The organism is Bradyrhizobium sp. LCT2, from assembly GCF_009931255.1.
Lineage (GTDB): Bacteria > Pseudomonadota > Alphaproteobacteria > Rhizobiales > Xanthobacteraceae > Bradyrhizobium > Bradyrhizobium diazoefficiens.
In genome coordinates, this window is sequence record NZ_CP034432.1 from 2,693,897 (window position 1) to 2,709,563 (window position 15,667).

General features: G+C 64.9%; 20 protein-coding genes. 17 read left to right on the forward strand and 3 right to left on the reverse strand.

Going from position 1 to position 15,667, the window contains the following annotated elements; translation table 11 throughout:
- Nucleotides 1–149: 149 nt before the first annotated feature.
- The 3 genes from fliI to EI171_RS13220 are packed head-to-tail and all read right to left on the reverse strand — an operon-like array spanning nucleotide 150 to nucleotide 3,032.
- A complete protein-coding gene (gene fliI, locus EI171_RS13210; RefSeq protein ID WP_011089623.1) occupies nucleotides 150–1,475 on the reverse strand; it encodes a flagellar protein export ATPase FliI in 1,326 nt (441 codons plus the stop codon).
- A gap of 36 nt (nucleotides 1,476–1,511) precedes the next feature.
- The gene (gene flgF / locus EI171_RS13215; RefSeq protein ID WP_011089622.1) at nucleotides 1,512–2,240 is read right to left on the reverse strand and encodes a flagellar basal-body rod protein FlgF; all 729 of its coding nucleotides are present in this window, start codon (nucleotides 2,238–2,240) and stop codon (nucleotides 1,512–1,514) included.
- A 3-nt stretch (nucleotides 2,241–2,243) separates the two neighbouring features.
- Nucleotides 2,244–3,032 (reverse strand): DUF1217 domain-containing protein, encoded by a 789-nt coding sequence (locus tag EI171_RS13220; RefSeq protein WP_028175215.1) that lies wholly within the window; start codon nucleotides 3,030–3,032, stop codon nucleotides 2,244–2,246.
- A 142-nt stretch (nucleotides 3,033–3,174) separates the two neighbouring features.
- On the opposite strand from EI171_RS13220, the gene motA reads away from it, so the two are divergent.
- The 17 genes from motA (at nucleotide 3,175) to EI171_RS13305 (ending at nucleotide 15,493) form a co-directional block, all read left to right on the forward strand.
- Nucleotides 3,175–4,071 carry a flagellar motor stator protein MotA gene (motA, locus tag EI171_RS13225; RefSeq protein WP_028175216.1) on the forward strand — a complete coding sequence of 299 codons (897 nt, stop codon included), beginning with the start codon at nucleotides 3,175–3,177 and terminating at the stop codon, nucleotides 4,069–4,071.
- Nucleotides 4,068–5,009 carry a flagellar motor switch protein FliM gene (locus EI171_RS13230; protein WP_011089619.1) on the forward strand — a complete coding sequence of 314 codons (942 nt, stop codon included), beginning with the start codon at nucleotides 4,068–4,070 and terminating at the stop codon, nucleotides 5,007–5,009. The genes motA and EI171_RS13230 overlap by 4 nt, the downstream gene beginning before the upstream one ends.
- Nucleotides 4,990–5,304, forward strand: a complete 315-nt coding sequence (locus tag EI171_RS13235; protein WP_011089618.1) for a hypothetical protein — start codon at nucleotides 4,990–4,992, stop codon at nucleotides 5,302–5,304. Before EI171_RS13230 ends, EI171_RS13235 begins: the two co-directional genes overlap by 20 nt.
- Before the next feature lie 76 nt (nucleotides 5,305–5,380).
- Nucleotides 5,381–5,755, forward strand: coding sequence for a flagellar motor switch protein FliN (gene fliN / locus EI171_RS13240; RefSeq protein ID WP_011089617.1), 375 nt, complete (start codon nucleotides 5,381–5,383; stop codon nucleotides 5,753–5,755).
- Between the two features lie 2 nt (nucleotides 5,756–5,757).
- Nucleotides 5,758–6,798, forward strand: coding sequence for a flagellar motor switch protein FliG (locus EI171_RS13245; protein WP_161533553.1), 1,041 nt, complete (start codon nucleotides 5,758–5,760; stop codon nucleotides 6,796–6,798).
- Between the two features lie 13 nt (nucleotides 6,799–6,811).
- Nucleotides 6,812–7,897, forward strand: coding sequence for a flagellar biosynthesis protein FlhB (flhB, locus tag EI171_RS13250; protein ID WP_161533554.1), 1,086 nt, complete (start codon nucleotides 6,812–6,814; stop codon nucleotides 7,895–7,897).
- A gap of 65 nt (nucleotides 7,898–7,962) precedes the next feature.
- The gene (gene flgB / locus EI171_RS13255) at nucleotides 7,963–8,355 is read left to right on the forward strand and encodes a flagellar basal body rod protein FlgB (RefSeq protein WP_161533555.1); all 393 of its coding nucleotides are present in this window, start codon (nucleotides 7,963–7,965) and stop codon (nucleotides 8,353–8,355) included.
- An 11-nt stretch (nucleotides 8,356–8,366) separates the two neighbouring features.
- Complete coding sequence (flgC, locus tag EI171_RS13260) at nucleotides 8,367–8,783, forward strand: flagellar basal body rod protein FlgC (RefSeq protein ID WP_011089613.1); 417 nt, start codon at nucleotides 8,367–8,369, stop codon at nucleotides 8,781–8,783.
- Between the two features lie 2 nt (nucleotides 8,784–8,785).
- Nucleotides 8,786–9,115: a flagellar hook-basal body complex protein FliE gene (locus tag EI171_RS13265; protein ID WP_011089612.1), complete on the forward strand. Its 330-nt coding sequence runs from the start codon at nucleotides 8,786–8,788 to the stop codon at nucleotides 9,113–9,115.
- A gap of 17 nt (nucleotides 9,116–9,132) precedes the next feature.
- Nucleotides 9,133–9,921, forward strand: coding sequence for a flagellar basal-body rod protein FlgG (flgG, locus tag EI171_RS13270; protein WP_011089611.1), 789 nt, complete (start codon nucleotides 9,133–9,135; stop codon nucleotides 9,919–9,921).
- A gap of 13 nt (nucleotides 9,922–9,934) precedes the next feature.
- Complete coding sequence (gene flgA, locus EI171_RS13275; RefSeq protein ID WP_161533556.1) at nucleotides 9,935–10,411, forward strand: flagellar basal body P-ring formation chaperone FlgA; 477 nt, start codon at nucleotides 9,935–9,937, stop codon at nucleotides 10,409–10,411.
- Nucleotides 10,408–11,538, forward strand: coding sequence for a flagellar basal body P-ring protein FlgI (gene flgI / locus EI171_RS13280; protein ID WP_028175222.1), 1,131 nt, complete (start codon nucleotides 10,408–10,410; stop codon nucleotides 11,536–11,538). The genes flgA and flgI overlap by 4 nt, the downstream gene beginning before the upstream one ends.
- A 67-nt stretch (nucleotides 11,539–11,605) precedes the next feature.
- The gene (locus tag EI171_RS13285; RefSeq protein WP_161533557.1) at nucleotides 11,606–12,367 is read left to right on the forward strand and encodes a MotE family protein; all 762 of its coding nucleotides are present in this window, start codon (nucleotides 11,606–11,608) and stop codon (nucleotides 12,365–12,367) included.
- Entirely contained in the window at nucleotides 12,368–13,063 is a 696-nt protein-coding gene (gene flgH, locus EI171_RS13290; RefSeq protein WP_011089607.1) for a flagellar basal body L-ring protein FlgH, read from the forward strand.
- A gap of 42 nt (nucleotides 13,064–13,105) precedes the next feature.
- On the forward strand, nucleotides 13,106–13,549 hold the full coding sequence (locus tag EI171_RS13295) for a flagellar basal body-associated FliL family protein (RefSeq protein ID WP_028175224.1): 444 nt from the start codon (nucleotides 13,106–13,108) through the stop codon (nucleotides 13,547–13,549).
- The gene (gene fliP, locus EI171_RS13300; protein WP_011089605.1) at nucleotides 13,546–14,286 is read left to right on the forward strand and encodes a flagellar type III secretion system pore protein FliP; all 741 of its coding nucleotides are present in this window, start codon (nucleotides 13,546–13,548) and stop codon (nucleotides 14,284–14,286) included. The genes EI171_RS13295 and fliP overlap by 4 nt, the downstream gene beginning before the upstream one ends.
- Before the next feature lie 265 nt (nucleotides 14,287–14,551).
- Nucleotides 14,552–15,493 carry a flagellin gene (locus EI171_RS13305; RefSeq protein ID WP_011089604.1) on the forward strand — a complete coding sequence of 314 codons (942 nt, stop codon included), beginning with the start codon at nucleotides 14,552–14,554 and terminating at the stop codon, nucleotides 15,491–15,493.
- The last annotated feature ends 174 nt before the right edge of the window (nucleotides 15,494–15,667 follow it).

Consider the following 15,667-nt stretch of genomic DNA (forward strand, 5'->3'; position numbering starts at 1 on the left):
GATGAGTCATCCGAACGGTTGATGCGCTCACGACGGGTCGCGGTGGCGGTGATGGGGGGGATGCGCCGGCCGCGTGACTGGATGCGCGACCGACTGTAGAAACAATGAGAAGGGCGAGATCGCGGGCGCGTCGCGCGCCGTCTCACCTGCTACTCGCCCTTGAGCATGTCCCTCAGCTCGCGGAACGGATCTGCGCTCGGCTGAGCCGATGCGTCTTGCCGCATTGCGCTGTAGATTCTCGGAACCAGGTCGATCGCCTGGTCGAGGCCCGAATCACGTCCCGACTGGTATCCGCCCATCAGGCGAAGATCGCGCGTGTCCTCGTATTTGGCGATCATGGTGCGCAGCTTGCTCACCAATTCGCGCTCTTCGGGGTCCCAGACGTTATGGGCGAGGCGGGAGACCGAGGCCAGAACGTCCACGGCCGGATAGCGCGCCTGGTCGGCGATGTGCCTGGAGAGCACGATGTGCCCGTCGAGCGTGCTGCGGATGGTGTCGGCGATCGGCTCGTTGTGATCGTCGCCGTCGACCAGCACGGAGAAAATCCCGGTGATCGTTCCGGATCCCTCCTCGCCGGGGCCGGCGCGCTCCAGAAGGCGCGGCAGGTCCGTGAAGACCGTCGGCGCGTAGCCGCGCGCGACCGCGGGTTCGCCGGCGGCGAGCGCGACCTCGCGGGCGGCGTGGGCGAAACGGGTGATCGAATCGACCACGAGCAGAACCGATTCGCCCCGATCGCGGAAATATTCGGCTACCGCCATGGCCGTCTTCGGCGCCAGCCGCCGCATCATCGGGCTTTCGTCGCCCGTCGATACGATGGTGACCGCACGATTGCGATTGGCGCCCAGCACGTCCTCGATGAATTCGCGCACTTCGCGGCCGCGCTCGCCGACGAGCGCCAGCACGACGGTGTCGAAGCCCTGGCTGCGGGCAAGCATCGCGAGCAACGTCGATTTGCCGACGCCGGAGCCGGCAAAGATGCCGACGCGCTGGCCGGCGCAGATCGGGGCGAACAGGTCGATGACGCGCACGCCGGTGCGCAGCGGCTTGTGGACGCGCGCGCGCTTCATGGCCGAGGGCGCCTCGGCCTCCGCCGAGACGGCGCGCGATCCTGGCGTCAGCGGACCTTGTCCGTCCAGCGGGGCGCCGAGCGCGTTGATGACGCGGCCCTTCCAGCTCGGATCGGGCGCGAAAGACAATGGCGGCATGCGGTAGGCGACGGAACCGAGGCCGCCGGCAAATTGCCGGTCGAACGGCTTGGCGATGATGCCCTCGCTGTCGATCCGCACCACCTCGCCGATCTGGGGCTTGCCGCCGGAGTTGACGCCGATGAGTTCACCAAGCCTGACGAAGCGCGACAGGCCGGAGACACGGAAATGCGTCGGCGCGATCTCGGAGATCGCGCCGCTGACGCTTGCCAGGGGAGTGCTCTGCTGAAGCTCCAGCAGCGCCCACTCGAGTTGCCGAAGAGCGTTCAAAGAAACCGTCCACCCTCATTGCGCACGGGGCGCACTCTACTTGCCGGGCTCGCCCAGCGTCCGGATTGCGTTCTGGAGCGAGCTCTCGGTGCCCTCGATCATCGAATTGGTGCCGTCGAAGGCGCGCGAGGCCGCCATCAGCTTCGTCAATTCCATCATCGGATTGGCGCCGGAGCCCTCGACATAGCCTTGCTTGAAGCCGTCGCGGGAGAAATCGGCGATGGCGGTCGCAGGCCGGTCGGGCGTCACGCCCGAATTGCCGTAGCGCTCGAGATTGGCATCAGTGGGAATGTTGAACAGGCCGATGGTGCCGATCTCGTTGTTGTCCTGGGTGATCGCGCCGCTGCGTGCGATCGAGACCGGCCCGCCGTTCGGGTCGAGCGTGATCTGCGCGCCGCCGGCATCGATGACGGGGAAGCCGGCCACCGTCTGAAGGTCGCCGTTGGCGGCGATCTGGAGCCGGCCGTCACGCGTATAGACCGTGCCGTTCGGGCCGGCGAAGGCGAGCCAGCCCTGACCGACCACGGCGACGTCGAGCGGATTGCCGCTCTCGGTGATGTTGCCGGTCTCGCGCGAAATGATGTTGTCGCCGGGCGAGGAGAACGCGACCGGGTTCGCGCCGGCCTTGGACAGCACGGTCTCGAACTTCACCACGTCGGTGCGGAACGCCGCCGTGTTGACGTTGGCGACGTTGTTGGCGATCGTCTGGAGGCGCTTTTCGAGGGCGACCTGCGCCGACAATCCCACATAGAGAGCCGATTGCATGACTTACTTCCCGAACCGGATGGATTGAAGCTTCGTGAGCATGTCGGTATCCAGGCTGGCCGACGTCGCCGCGCCGCCGATCAGGACCAGCGCGGGGTTGGTCGAGTTGTCGCTCTGGGCCTGGGTCGCGTCCCACATCGCCGCGAAGCGCTGCACGAACTTGGTGACCTTGGTCGGGTCTTGGAAATCGGTGAGGTCGATCTTGTCCGTGATCATCTTGGCCTGGGCATCGATGTCGGACGAGCTGATCGTCGACGACCAGCCCATGGCGGTCTGGACGACCTGGGTCAGCGCCTTGTCGGCGAGGATCTGGTAGGCATTCGTGATCGTGGACGCCTTGCGGGTGAAATAGAGCGCCAGCCGCAGGCCTTCGTTCTGGTCGCCGGCCTTCTGCTCCATCGTCTGCGTGACGTACTGGGTGGCCGTGCCGGTCGTGGCTGCGGTGGTCTGGGTCGCCTTGTCGCCGAGGGCGGCGAAATTGAAGGCGGTGGCGAATTCCCGGTAACGGGCGTCGGTGAGCTTGTTGGCGAAGGCGTCCTTGTTCGAGACCCCCTCGGTCAGCACCTTGCGCATGAACGCCTTGGCGTAGGTCATGTCGCTGAGGCCATAGGCCTTCATGGCATAGGTGTAGAGGCGGTAGTCCTTCAGGAAGTCGTCGATCGTCTTCACGTTGCCGATATGGCTGAGGAAGTAATCGGTCTCGCGGCTGACATCCGGCTGGGTCGCGACCTGCGTCATCGACTTGCCCAGGTCCTTGGTCAATCTGGTGTAGTCCGCGATCGTGGATAGCATGACCCGCGCCCCTCTGGTCGCCATTGCGACATCGTCCCAAGCTGCCGTGAATTGCTTGCGCGGGGCTGGCGAGCGGGAAGCCAGCTTCGCGCAAGCGTCGCCGACTAGATATTCCCGGTGGGATCGGCGATGGAGTGGCGCGTTGCTCAGTTTCGTGGGGATTTTCATCACGGTGGCGGCGCTGCTTGGCGGATTTGCCGCCATGGGCGGGCATCTGGCCGTGCTGATGCAGCCGTGGGAGTTCGTGATCATCATGGGCACCGCGGTCGGCACCTTCATCGTCGCCAATCCGTGGAAGACGGTCGTGGATACCGGGGTAGCCTGCATGCAGGCCATCACCGGCGCGGTGCCGGGCCAGCGCTACTATCTCGACCTGCTCGGGGCGCTGCATGCCCTGATGCGCGAGCTGCGGGGCAAGGGCCGCAACGAGGTCGAGGCGCATATCGACGACCCCGCGTCCTCCGAGATCTTCAAGGCGTTCCCGAGCGTGCTCGGTGACCCGTCGCTGCTCCAGTTCATCTGCGACTATGTCCGTCTCATCATCATGGGCAATGCGCGCACGCACGAGATCGAAGCGCTGATGGACGAGGAGATCCACACAATCGTGAAGGGCAAGCTGGCGCCCTACCATTCGCTGGTGACGGTCTCCGAGGCGTTGCCGGCGCTCGGCATCGTCGCCGCGGTGCTCGGCGTCATCAAGGCGATGGGCGCGCTCGACCAGTCGCCGAAGTTGCTGGGTGGCTTCATCGGCGCCGCCCTGGTCGGCACCTTCGCCGGCATCTTCCTGTCCTACGGCATCATTTCGCCCTTCGCGATCAAGATCAAGATGACGCGCGAGAAGAAGTGCCGGCCCTACATCATCGTCAAGCAGACGCTGCTGGCATTCATGAACGGCGCCATGCCGCAGATCGCGGTCGAGCACGGCCGCAAGATGATCTCGAGCAGCGAGCGTCCGTCGATCGATGTCGTCGAGAACGAGACGATCGCGGGTCCGAAGGCTGTCGTGGCTGACGCTGAACCGAAGGCGGCACGCGCATGACGATGGAAGACGTCGAGGTCGATCAGCGGAAGCAGTTGCCGAACTACCTGCTGGACGCGGCCGGCATATCGATCGAACGCATGCCGATGCTCAATGTGATCTTCGATCGCATGGCGGCATCCTGCACCGACAGCCTCCAGCCGATGGCGGGAACGCCCTGCTATTTCTCGGTCAACGGCATCACCAATGATCGGGTCGGCGACATCATCAAGGACTACGAGGCCAACGCGGTCGCCGCCGTGCTCTATGCCGAGCAGTGGGACTCCCGCATCATCATCATGCTCGACCGCGACTTCGTGTTCACGATGGTCGAGGCGATGTTCGGCTCCGATGGTGCCGAACCGCCGCTCGACGTCGAGCGCTCGTTCTCGAACATCGAGATCCGCCTGGTCCAGGCGCTGTTCGAGCGCTTCGCCAAGGCGCTGCAATCCGCCTTCGCCGGCACGTCCAACGTCACCTTCCGTGTCGAGCGGGTCGAGACCGCGATGGCCTCGCTGGCGATCGGGCGGAGCGGCAACATGTCGATCTGCGCGAACATCATGCTGCAGGCGCTCTACCGCGGCGGCCAGATGTTCCTCATCATTCCGCACTCCGCGCTCAACCCGCTGCGCCAGAAGCTCGCCCATGTCGTCGTCAGCGACGGCCGTGCGTCCGATCCGCGCTGGCGCGAGCAGATGGAGAGCGAGGTCCACCGCACCGAAGTGACGTTGAGCGCGGTGCTCGATGAGAAGATGGTGACCCTCGGCGACGTCGTGAAGTTCCAGGTCGGGCAGGTGCTCGAGCTCGAAGCCACGCCGCGCACGCTGGCCCGTCTCGAAAGCAACAACCAGGTGCTGTTCTGGTGTCAGATCGGCCAGCTCGATGGCTATTACGCCATGCAGGTGGCAGATCCCGTGGATCAGAAACGGGAGTTCGTCGATGATATCCTATCTCGTTGATGCGGTGCTGCTGATTGCGCTTGCCTTCACCAGCATGCGGGTGACGCGGATGCACCGCGAGCTGGCGCGGCTGCGCAGTTACCAGGGCGAATTCTCGACCATCGTCCACGAGACGGCGGGCGCCTTCGACACGGTCATCACCGCGGCGCATGATTCGACCGCAAATCTCGGACGGCTCGCCAACGTGCTGAGCACGAAGATCGACCAGGCCCACGAGGCGATCGCGGCGCTCGACGCCAGGAGCGGGCTCGCGTCCGCAGCGACCGGGAGCGGCGCCGACGTGAACAAGCACTGAAGCCGGGGCCAGCGAACCAGATACGACCGGAACGCCGTGGCGCTCCGGGAGCGGAAATACCAAGAGGCGATACCAAATGGCGCAATCCTTCGACTATGAGTCTGCATCTGCATCGGAAGAGACCGAGACGTCTCCGCTGGAGCGGCTGGCCGAGATCGCCGCGCGCACGGCGGAGGAGAGCGGCAAGTTCGCCAATGTCGATGCCATCCTGCGCATTCCCGTCACCATGCAGGTGGTGCTGGGTTCGGCTACCATCCCGGTGGCGAACCTGATGAAGCTCGGGCGCGGCGCGGTGGTTCCGCTCGACCACCGGGTCGGTGAGCCCGTCGACGTCGTCGTCAACGGCCGTATCGTCGCCCGCGGCGAGGTGGTCGTCGTCGAAGAGGACAATTCCCGCTTCGGTGTCTCGCTCACGGAGATCGTTGGACCGCTGGGGCAGGGTGATACCTGACCATGGCGGCACAGGTCGGCATCGCTCCCATCAAGCAGCGAGGCGTTGCCACGCTGGGCGGAACGGAGAAGGTCGCGGCACTCCTGCTGGCCATGGGCCGGCAGGCGGCCGCGAGCGTGCTCGCGCAGTTCGAGCCGCAGGATATCCGCATCGTGACCAAGGCCGCGGCCGAGCTGCGGCCGATCACCGCGCAGGAGCTGGAGGGGATCGTCGAGGAGTTCGCCCAGCAGTTCTCGATGGGTGCCAACATTCTCGGCACGCTCGGCGGCCTCGAGGCCGTGCTTGGCGACGTGCTACCGGCCGACCAGGTCTCGGCGATCATGACGGACCTGCTCGGCAATTCGAGCCGGTCGGTGTGGGATCGTGTCTCGTCGGTGTCGGAAAATTCGCTGGCCACCTACCTGTCCAAGGAGCATCCGCAGACCGCGGCCCTCATCCTGTCCAAGGTCAAGCCGGCCTGTGCCGCCAAGGTGATGAGCCAGTTGCCGTCCAGCCTGCGCAACGAATTGATGCGGCGCGTGCTCAGCCTCAAGCCGATCGCCGACGACGCGATGAAGGTTCTCGAGAAGACGCTGCACGAGGACCTGACGCTGAACTTCGCCCGCAACCTCGGCGCGGACACCTATGCCCGCGTCGCCGACATCATCAACAAGATGGAGCGCGGCCACATCGAGGACATGCTGAAGAGCCTGTCGGAGAAGCGGCCGAAATCGGCCGAAGTGCTGAAGGAGCTGCTGTTCACCTTCGACGACGTGATCCACCTGACGCCGAAGGCGCGCACCATGATCTTCGATCAGGTGCCGACCGATCGCATCGTCATCGCGCTGAAGGGGACCGACAAGAACTTCCGCGAGCTGATCCTGTCGTCGGTCGCATCGCGCGTCCGCCGCGTCGTCGAGCACGAGCTCGCGATCGGCGAACCGTCGAACCAGCGCGAGGTGCTGGAGGCCCGGCGCGTGATCACCGATCTCGCGCTCGACCTCGCGGAGAAGGGCGAAATCGAGCTCAACCCCGAGCAGGAGGATGAGCTGGTCTTCCGCTGACCGCTGAACGGGCATGGCAGAAACAACCGATCAGGAGAGCAAGACAGAAGAGCCGACCGAGAAGAAAGTCCGCGATTCGCTCGAACAGGGCAAAATTCCGGTCTCTCGGGAGGCTTCCATCTTCGCGTCGATGGCGGCGCTGATGGTCATCCAGATGTTCCTGATCGGCCAGGGCGTGCAGCAATTGACGCCGACCCTGAAGAGCCTCCTCGACGATCCCGAGGGCTTCCCCCTCACCACCGGGGCGGACGCGCAGAACCTCCTCACCGTGGTGGGACTCGAGGCGCTGCGATTCCTGGTGCCGCTGCTGGTCGTTTTGCTCGTGTTCGGGCTGGCATCGTCGCTGCTGCAAAACGCGCCCAACCTGGTGCTTCAGCGCATCATGCCGGACCTTTCGCGAATCTCCCCGGTGAGCGGCTGGAACCGGCTGTTCGGAACGCAGGGTCTCGTCGAGTTCGCCAAGTCGCTGTTCAAGCTCGCCTCGGTGACCGTCGTCGTCGCCTTCGTGCTGCGCTCGTCCGAAGCGAAGGCGTTCGAGGCGATGTACACCGACCCCGTCGCGCTTCCGGAGATGATCCTCAACATCGCGATGCGGATCGTCTCGGCGATCTGTATCGCGACCATCGTCCTGGTCGCGATCGACCTCGCCTGGGCGCGCTTCCACTGGCGGCGCGAGCTGCGCATGACCCGGCAGGAGATCAAGGACGAGCACAAGCAGGCCGAAGGCGACCCGCTGGTCAAGGCGCGCCTCCGCTCGCTGGCGCGCGACCGCTCGCGACAGCGGATGATCGCCTCCGCATCGCGCGCGACGCTGGTGATCGCGAACCCGACGCACTTTGCGATCGCACTGCGCTACAACCGCGAGGAAAACCCGGCGCCGCTCGTGGTGGCCAAGGGCATGGACGTGATCGCGCTGAAGATCCGCGAAGTCGCGGAGAAGAATAGAATCCCCGTGATCGAGAACAAGGTTCTGGCGCGCGCGCTCTACGAGGCCGTTCAGGTCGATCAGGTGATTCCGGCCGAATTCTTCCGGCCCGTCGCCGAGATCATCTACTTCCTGCAGTCGAAGCAGACGACCCGGCCCGAGAAGGTCCAGTAGATTTCCGAGGATGGTGCTTCGCCCAACAGCTTGACGAAAGCTTAACGCCCTAGGCTTCTCCTCGAATGGACCAGAATGGGACTGTCGTGGGACCGCTTTATCTCTTCGAACTCGCATCGTCGCAAGCGCGGTACCTCGAACTCCGCCAGTCGACCATCGCCACCAACGCGAATACGCCGGGCTTCAAAGCGCGCGACGTCGAGCCGTTCAACAAGGTGCTCGACGGAATGCCGGTCAGGCTCGCGACGACGTCACCGACGCACATGCAGCTTTCCGCGACCGAGACCGACACGCGCGCGACCTCCAAGAAGGACAGCTGGGACGTGGTTCACTCCGGAAATTCCGTCAGTCTCGAGCAGGAGATGATCAAGGGCAACGACGTCAATCGCGACTACTCGATGAACTCGGCGGTCGTGCGGTCGTTCCACCGAATGCTGCTGTCGAGCGTGAAGACCTGAGGTGAATTGACATGCTGGACTCATTGAGCGCCTCCCTGACGGTTGCGAGCTCCGGGCTCGAAGCGCAGTCGACGCGCATGCGCATCGTCTCGGAAAACCTCGCCAACGCGACGTCGACGGGACGGACCGCCGGCGCCGATCCGTATCAGCGCAAGACGATCACCTTCGATGCCGCGATGGACCGTGCCTCGGGCGCGCAGCTCGCGAAGGTCAAGGAGGTCGGCGTCGATACCACGCCGTACCGCGTGGAGTACGATCCTGGGCATCCCGCCGCCGACAAGTCCGGCTACGTCAAGCTGCCGAACGTCAACATGATGATCGAGATGGCCGACATGCGGGAAGTCAACCGGTCCTATGAAGCCAATCTCCAGGTCGTGAAACAGGTGAGGTCGATGCTGGGCATGACCATCGACCTTCTGAGGAGCTGACAATGCTTGAGGCAATTTCGTCCACGGCGATCTCCGCAGGCCAGGCGGCGAGCCGCGCAACCGAGACGCAGGCGATCGCGCCCGCGGCGCCGACCGCGATCCAGTCCGGCGGCGACGTCGGCTTCGATTCGGTGATGAAGCAGGTGACGACGGACGCGATCGGCACGCTGAAGGCGGGCGAGGCGGCGTCGATCTCGGCGATGCAGGGCAAGGAATCGACGCGGCGCGTCGTCGAGGCGCTGATGTCGGCCGAGCAGGCCTTGCAGACGGCGGTCGCGGTTCGCGACAAGGTCGTGCAGGCCTACCAAGAAGTCGTTCGTATGTCGATTTGATCTGAAGGAGTCACATTGTGAAATCGCTTGCCATTGCGGCCACGGGCATGAATGCCCAGCAGACCAATATCGAAGTCATCGCCAACAACATCGCCAACATCAACTCGACGTCGTACAAGCGGGCGCGCGCGGAGTTCACCGATCTGTTCTACCAGATGGACCGGATGCAGGGCGTCGCGAACGTCAACGGCTCGTCGCCGATTCCGGAAGGCGCCAATCTCGGCCTCGGCGTCAAGTCGGCGGCGATCCGCAAGCTGCACATCCAGGGCGCGCTCACCCAGACCGGCAATCCCTACGACCTCGCGATCAACGGCCGCGGCTGGTTCCAGGTGCTGGGCCCGAACAACGAGGTGCAATACACCCGGGCGGGTTCGTTCAACACCAATGCCAACAGCCAACTCGTCACCACCGACGGCTACCTGCTGGATCCCGCAATCACGATCCCGCAGGGGACGGTCGAGGTCACGGTCAACCAGACCGGACAGGTGTTCGCCAAGCTGGACACGGAAGTGAACCCGCGGCAGATCGGCCAGCTCAACCTCGCCAACTTCGCCAACGAGGCGGGCCTCGAGCCGCTCGGCAGCAATCTCTATCGCGAGACCACGGCGTCCGGCACGCCGGTCGTCGGACTGCCGGGCGATGCCGGCTACGGCAAGATCAACCAGAAATATCTCGAGGCCTCGAACGTCGATCCGGTCAAGGAAATCACCGAGCTGATCTCGGCGCAGCGCGCCTACGAAATGAATGCCAAGGTCATCCAGGCCTCGGATGAAATGGCCTCGACCGTATCGAAGGGCCTTCGCTAGTTCCGGTGTGTCCATGTTGAACAGGGTGGGCCTGATCGTGCGCGGGTTGGCCGCCGTGCTGCTGGTTCTCGTCTCGGCGCGCGTCGCTGCAGCCGAGGAGAAGCGGCTTCCCGTGCCGGCCGTGTCGATCCGCGCCGGCGAGCTGATCCGGGACGACATGATCACGGAGCGCGCCTTCGCGCCGAACCTGCTCGGCGTCGCCCAGTTCATCGAAGGGCGCCAGATCCTGGTCGGTCGCATGGCCCGGCGCGCGCTGCTGCCGGGCCAGCCTATCCCGACCAACTCGGTGGAAGATCCCTGGACCGTCGCCCGCGGCGCCATGGTCAAGGTCGTCGTCGAGGACAGCGGCCTGTCGATCGTCACCTACGGCTCGGCGATGCAATCGGGCGCCGCCGGCGCACTGATTCCAGTGCGAAACACCGACACCGGCGTGATCATCAGGGGCGTCGTCCAGCCGGACGGCACCGTCAAGGTCGTGGACGGATCATGACCAGGCTCCTGCTTGCGCTCATCCTTGTCGTTTCCGCGGCCAGCGCCCAGGCCGCCGTCCGCATCAAGGACATCGCGGACATCAAGGGATTGCGTGAAAACCAGATCGTCGGCTACGGCCTCGTCATCGGCCTGAACGGCACCGGCGACACGCTTCGCAATGCTCCGTTCACGGAGCAGTCCCTGCAATCGATGCTCGAGAACATGGGTATCAATGTCAGGAACGAGACCACGAGCACCACCAACCCCGCGCGCCCGACCACCCTGCGCACGCGCAACGTCGCCGCCGTGATGGTGACCGCGGACCTGCAACCTTCGATCGGGGCAGGCGAGCGGATGGACGTGACCGTGTCGTCGCTCGGCGATGCGACCTCGCTGCTCGGCGGCACGCTGGTGATGACGTCGCTGCGCGCGGCGGACGGCGCGGTCTATGCGGTGGCACAGGGCGCGGTCACGGTCGCCGGCTACAGCGTGGGAGGTCAGGCGCAGAACGTCAGCCAGGGCACCCCGACCGCGGGCCGCATTCCGAACGGCGCGCTAGTCGAGCGAGAGGTGCAGGGAAGCCTCCATGAGATGGAATTCCTGGTGCTTGAGCTCAAGAACCCGGACTTCGTCACCGCAACGCGCATCCTCGATGCAATCAACCGCTACGCCGGCGGCCGCTATCGCGCGCAGATCGCCTTCGAGCGCGACTACCGCACCATCGTCTTGTCGAAGCCGCGCCATATCGGCCCGGTCCGCTTCCTCGCCGAAATCGGCGAGCTGACGGTCGAGCCGGACACGCCGGCGCGGGTGGTGATCAACGAGCGCACCGGCACGGTGGTGATCGGACGGGACGTGCGGATATCGACGGTTGCGGTGACGCACGGCAATCTGACCGTCCGCGTCACGGAGATGCCCGTGGTGTCGCAGCCGGCGCCGTTTTCGCGCGGGCAGACGGTGGTCGTTCCCCAGACCGTGGTCGAGGCCAACGAGGCCGGATCGCAGGTGGCGATCCTGAGCGGCGTCGATCTCCAGCGCCTGGTGCGTGGATTGAACCAGATCGGCCTCAAACCATCGGGCATCATCGCGATCCTCCAGGCGATCAAGACGGCCGGCGCGCTCCAGGCCGATGTCATCGTCCAATGACGCATAAGCGTCGTGCAAGCTTGGTCGCTCAATGCTCAGGTCTCGACCGAGAATCGCACGCGGCCCGATGTTGAAGCTGGATCACAAAGCCAAACTCCTCCTCCTGGCCGCGGCGCTTGCGAGCGCTTCGCCCGTGCTGGCGCTGGATGAGGCCAGATCGTCGAAGCCGCTCAACCTGCTTTCCTTCGCGCGCGCCCGCGCGCCCGGACCGCAGAAGCCGCGCGCGCCGATCCAGGGTGACAATGCGGCCACCCGGGCGACGGCGTGGGCGGCCGAAGATACCGGACCGGCGATCACCGGTGCGGTGCCGGCTTCCGAGACGCCTGCACCGGCGCCAGCGCCTGCACCCGCGCCGGTACGTCCGGCCAAGCCCGGCAGTGTCACGGCGCCGCCAAAGCCCGCACCGCCGCAGGCCGCTGCGACCGCGGACAACGAGGTCGCGCTGTTCTGCAGCAACGTGGCCGATCCCGCCGTCGATGCGAGATTGGCCTGGCAGCTCAAGGAGCTGGAGAAGGCCGAGACCCAGCTCCGCGAGCGGATCGCCGAGGTCGAGGCCAAGCGCGCCGAATACGAGAAGTGGATGGCGCTGCGCGACGACTTCCTGAAGAAGGCCGAGGCCCAGGTCGTCGAGATCTACTCGCGCATGAAGCCGGACGCCGCGGCCACCCAGATCGCCGGCATGGCGGACGAGACCGCCGCCGCCGTGCTCGCCAAGCTCAGCCCGAGGAGCTCGAGCGCGATCTTCAACGAGATGGATACGGCGCGCGCCGCGCACCTCGCCGATTTGCTCGGCGGAATGCGCCGCGTGGATGACGGAAAGACCAAATAGATGAAGAATCTGATCCTCATCCTGCCGCTCTTGATGCTTACCGGATGCGTCGGTGATCCGGCGGACGCCCTGACCGGCCCGCGCTTGTCGCCGGTCGGAAGCGGCCTGAGGACGCAGGCCGACCCGATCCCGGTGACGCCGCGCATGCGCACGCCGGTCAGCTATCGCTCGACCTGGGACGACGGCACCGATCTCTACCGCGATCCCCGCGCCCGGCGCACCGGCGACGTCGTGACGGTGATCATCTCGATGCAGGACAAGGCCAAGCTCGACAACAAGACCGGCCGCTCGCGCGATTCGCAGATCAAGTTCGGGCTCGACTGGCTGATGGACGTCGCAGGATGGGCCGACAAGGGGCAAACCACCGCCAACCTCAGCACCAACACCCAGATCAAGGGCAACGGCCAGATCGATCGCACGGAGGACATCAAGCTGTCCATCGCCGCCATCGTCACCGACGTGTTGCCGAACGGCAATATGATGATCAGCGGCTCGCAGGAGTTCCGCGTCAACACCGAGATGCGCGTGCTCAATGTCGGCGGCATCGTGCGTCCGCGCGATATCTCGCGAACCAACACGATTTCCTACGAAAAGATCGCGGAGGCGCGCGTGTCCTATGGTGGTCAGGGAAATCTGTCGGATGTGCAGCAGCCTGGATGGGGACATCGGATCTATGACGCCGTGGCACCGTTCTGAGGTTCGCGCCGGCCGGGCCGCGTCGCGAGGGCAGGGGACGTGATGCGCCTGATTGCCGCCATCGTGGCGCTGACCCTGGTCGCGATCGGTGCCGGCGCCCTTGCCGGCCTGCATCTGTTTGCAGCCGCCGAGCGCGTCGCCGACGCGAAGAAGAGCCCTACGCCGCCGCCGCTTGCGTCGAGCTACGCCGGCAGCGCGCGGCTTCGAAAACTGTCCCCGATCGTGACCAATCTCGCCGCGCCGGCCAACAACTGGGCCCGTGTCGAGGCCTCCATGGTGACCGACAGCATGAGCGACGAGGACGCCGGCATCCTGGCCGCCCATATCAGCGAAGACATCGTCACCTATCTGCGATCGGCCTCGGCTGCGCAGTTCGAGGGATCGCGCGGGCTCCAGCATCTGCGCGATGACCTCGCCGAGCGCGCCAATGTCCGCTCGTCGGGCAAGGTCCGCGAATTGATCATTGAGACGTTGGTGATTCAGTGAAATTGAGAGTCCTGCTGCTCGCGTTGATTCTGGCGGTGCTGCCCGAAATGGCGTTCGCCCAGATTCCGGACCTCAACTCCCTGCTGCCGCCCGGCAACGGCTCGACCAGCGGCCGCATCATCCAGCTGATGGCGCTGATCACGGTGCTGTCGGTGGCGCCGGGACTGCTCATCATGGTGACGAGCTTCACGCGGTTTGCGGTGGCGCTGTCGTTCCTGCGCTCCGGTCTCGGCCTCCAGACCACGCCGGCCAATCTGGTGCTGGTCAGCCTCGCGCTGTTCATGACGTTCTACGTGATGGCGCCGACCTTCGACCGCGCCTGGGAGACCGGCGTCCAGCCTCTCATGAAGAACGAGATCTCGGAGGAAGAGGCTTATCTGAAGATCACCGATCCGTTCCGCGAGTTCATGCTGGCGCACGTTCGCGACAAGGATCTCCAGACCTTCGAGGCGCTCGCCGCGGAGAGCTTTCGCAAGAAGTTCGACGACAAGCGCATCGATTTGCGCGTCATCATTCCGGCCTTCATGATCTCCGAGCTCAGGCGTTCGTTCGAGATCGGATTCCTCATCATGCTGCCGTTCCTCGTGATCGACATGATCGTGGCGACGCTGACCATGTCGATGGGCATGATGATGATGCCGCCGACGATCCTCGCGCTGCCGTTCAAGATGCTGTTCTTCGTGCTGATCGACGGCTGGAACCTGCTGGCCTCCGGACTGGTGCGGTCGTTCTCGTAGCGGCGGCGACCGCCGGCCGGCCGGGTCATGGTTAGCAAGAAGTACCGACTTATGGTTACCGGAGGGTAATGGTAACCATATGATATTGCTGAGAAATTCAAGCTGATCTTAATCTCGGCGCAAGATTTCGCGTGCTAGCAATGCGTCACGGCGGGTTGGACCCCACCCACAACAGTCCAAAGGCATGATGCCGCCCCTCCGTACCGGTGAAAGCCCGGTATGTCCCCTCGTGAAAATGTAACGCGTACATAAAGGGACATTCGCAATGTCAAGCCTGCTTACGAACTCGACCGCCATGACCGCGCTCCAGACCCTGCGGTCTGTCAGCTCGCAGCTCTCCACCACGCAGACCCGCATCTCCACCGGCCAGCGCGTGTCGACCGCTTCGGACAACGCTGCCTACTGGTCGATCGCAACCTCGATGCGCTCCGACAACGCGGCGCTCTCCGCGGTTTCCGACTCGCTCGGTCTGTCGGCTGCGACCGTCGACACCGAATACACCGCTCTGAACACGGTCATCGGTGACAAGGACTCCGGCCTGACCAAGCTCCAGGCGCTGCTGGTCGAAGCCAAGACCGCCGGTATCGATCGCTCCAAGATCCAGGCCGACGTCACCCAGATCCAGAATCAGCTGAAGTCGACGGCCGACTCGGCGACGATCAACGGCATCAACTGGCTGAGCATCGACACCACGCCCTCCTCGTCCACGGCCACGCCGACGAGCTTCAACCTCGTGTCGTCGTACTCGCGTGTCGGCAATACGCCCACCATCGGCTCCATCACGGTGACGACCGCCACCTACGCGCTCTACACCACCGGCGGCTCATCCACCACCGGCATCCTGGATGCGGTGGTCGGCGGCTCCACCGGCGCGTCCGTCTCCTCGATCAACATCGGCGCGCTGACCGACTCGGCGACCGACCAGACCAAGCTCGATGGTTACATCGCGCAGGTCACCGCTGCGATCGGCTCTGTCGCCTCGGCCGCCGCCAATCTCGGTGCCGTCAAGAACCGCATCTCGACCAACACGGAATTCGTCAAGAACCTGATGGACTCCGTGGATCGCGGTGTCGGCCAGCTCGTCGACGCCGACATGAACCAGGAGTCCACCCGCCTTGCGGCCCTCCAGGTCCAGCAGCAGCTCGGCGTTCAGGCGCTCTCGATCGCCAACAACAGCAGCCAGAGCATCCTGTCGCTGTTCCGCTAAACCTCAACTCATCTGGGGGAGGGCCGCGCTTCTCGCGAAGCGCGGCCCTTTCTTTTGTCAGGCGTGACGCCGCGTCGACGCCATGGCTCGGTGTTGCAACCGAGTCACAGGGCCACAAGCCTCGCACAAGCTTCGGCGGGTAACCTCACCGCTACGACAGATTGGGTCCATCAC

Excerpts from the sequence above, each read along its gene's own strand:
- flgF (WP_011089622.1), bottom strand. The coding sequence starts at position 2,240 with ATGCAATCGGCTCTCTATGTGGGATTGTCGGCGCAGGTCGCCCTCGAA.
- EI171_RS13220 (WP_028175215.1), bottom strand. The coding sequence starts at position 3,032 with ATGCTATCCACGATCGCGGACTACACCAGATTGACCAAGGACCTGGGC.
- EI171_RS13230 (WP_011089619.1), top strand. The coding sequence starts at position 4,068 with ATGACGATGGAAGACGTCGAGGTCGATCAGCGGAAGCAGTTGCCGAAC.
- EI171_RS13235 (WP_011089618.1), top strand. The coding sequence starts at position 4,990 with ATGATATCCTATCTCGTTGATGCGGTGCTGCTGATTGCGCTTGCCTTC.
- fliN (WP_011089617.1), top strand. The coding sequence starts at position 5,381 with ATGGCGCAATCCTTCGACTATGAGTCTGCATCTGCATCGGAAGAGACC.
- EI171_RS13245 (WP_161533553.1), top strand. The coding sequence starts at position 5,758 with ATGGCGGCACAGGTCGGCATCGCTCCCATCAAGCAGCGAGGCGTTGCC.
- flhB (WP_161533554.1), top strand. The coding sequence starts at position 6,812 with ATGGCAGAAACAACCGATCAGGAGAGCAAGACAGAAGAGCCGACCGAG.
- flgB (WP_161533555.1), top strand. The coding sequence starts at position 7,963 with ATGGACCAGAATGGGACTGTCGTGGGACCGCTTTATCTCTTCGAACTC.
- flgC (WP_011089613.1), top strand. The coding sequence starts at position 8,367 with ATGCTGGACTCATTGAGCGCCTCCCTGACGGTTGCGAGCTCCGGGCTC.
- EI171_RS13265 (WP_011089612.1), top strand. The coding sequence starts at position 8,786 with ATGCTTGAGGCAATTTCGTCCACGGCGATCTCCGCAGGCCAGGCGGCG.
- flgA (WP_161533556.1), top strand. The coding sequence starts at position 9,935 with ATGTTGAACAGGGTGGGCCTGATCGTGCGCGGGTTGGCCGCCGTGCTG.
- flgI (WP_028175222.1), top strand. The coding sequence starts at position 10,408 with ATGACCAGGCTCCTGCTTGCGCTCATCCTTGTCGTTTCCGCGGCCAGC.
- EI171_RS13285 (WP_161533557.1), top strand. The coding sequence starts at position 11,606 with ATGTTGAAGCTGGATCACAAAGCCAAACTCCTCCTCCTGGCCGCGGCG.
- flgH (WP_011089607.1), top strand. The coding sequence starts at position 12,368 with ATGAAGAATCTGATCCTCATCCTGCCGCTCTTGATGCTTACCGGATGC.
- EI171_RS13295 (WP_028175224.1), top strand. The coding sequence starts at position 13,106 with ATGCGCCTGATTGCCGCCATCGTGGCGCTGACCCTGGTCGCGATCGGT.
- EI171_RS13305 (WP_011089604.1), top strand. The coding sequence starts at position 14,552 with ATGTCAAGCCTGCTTACGAACTCGACCGCCATGACCGCGCTCCAGACC.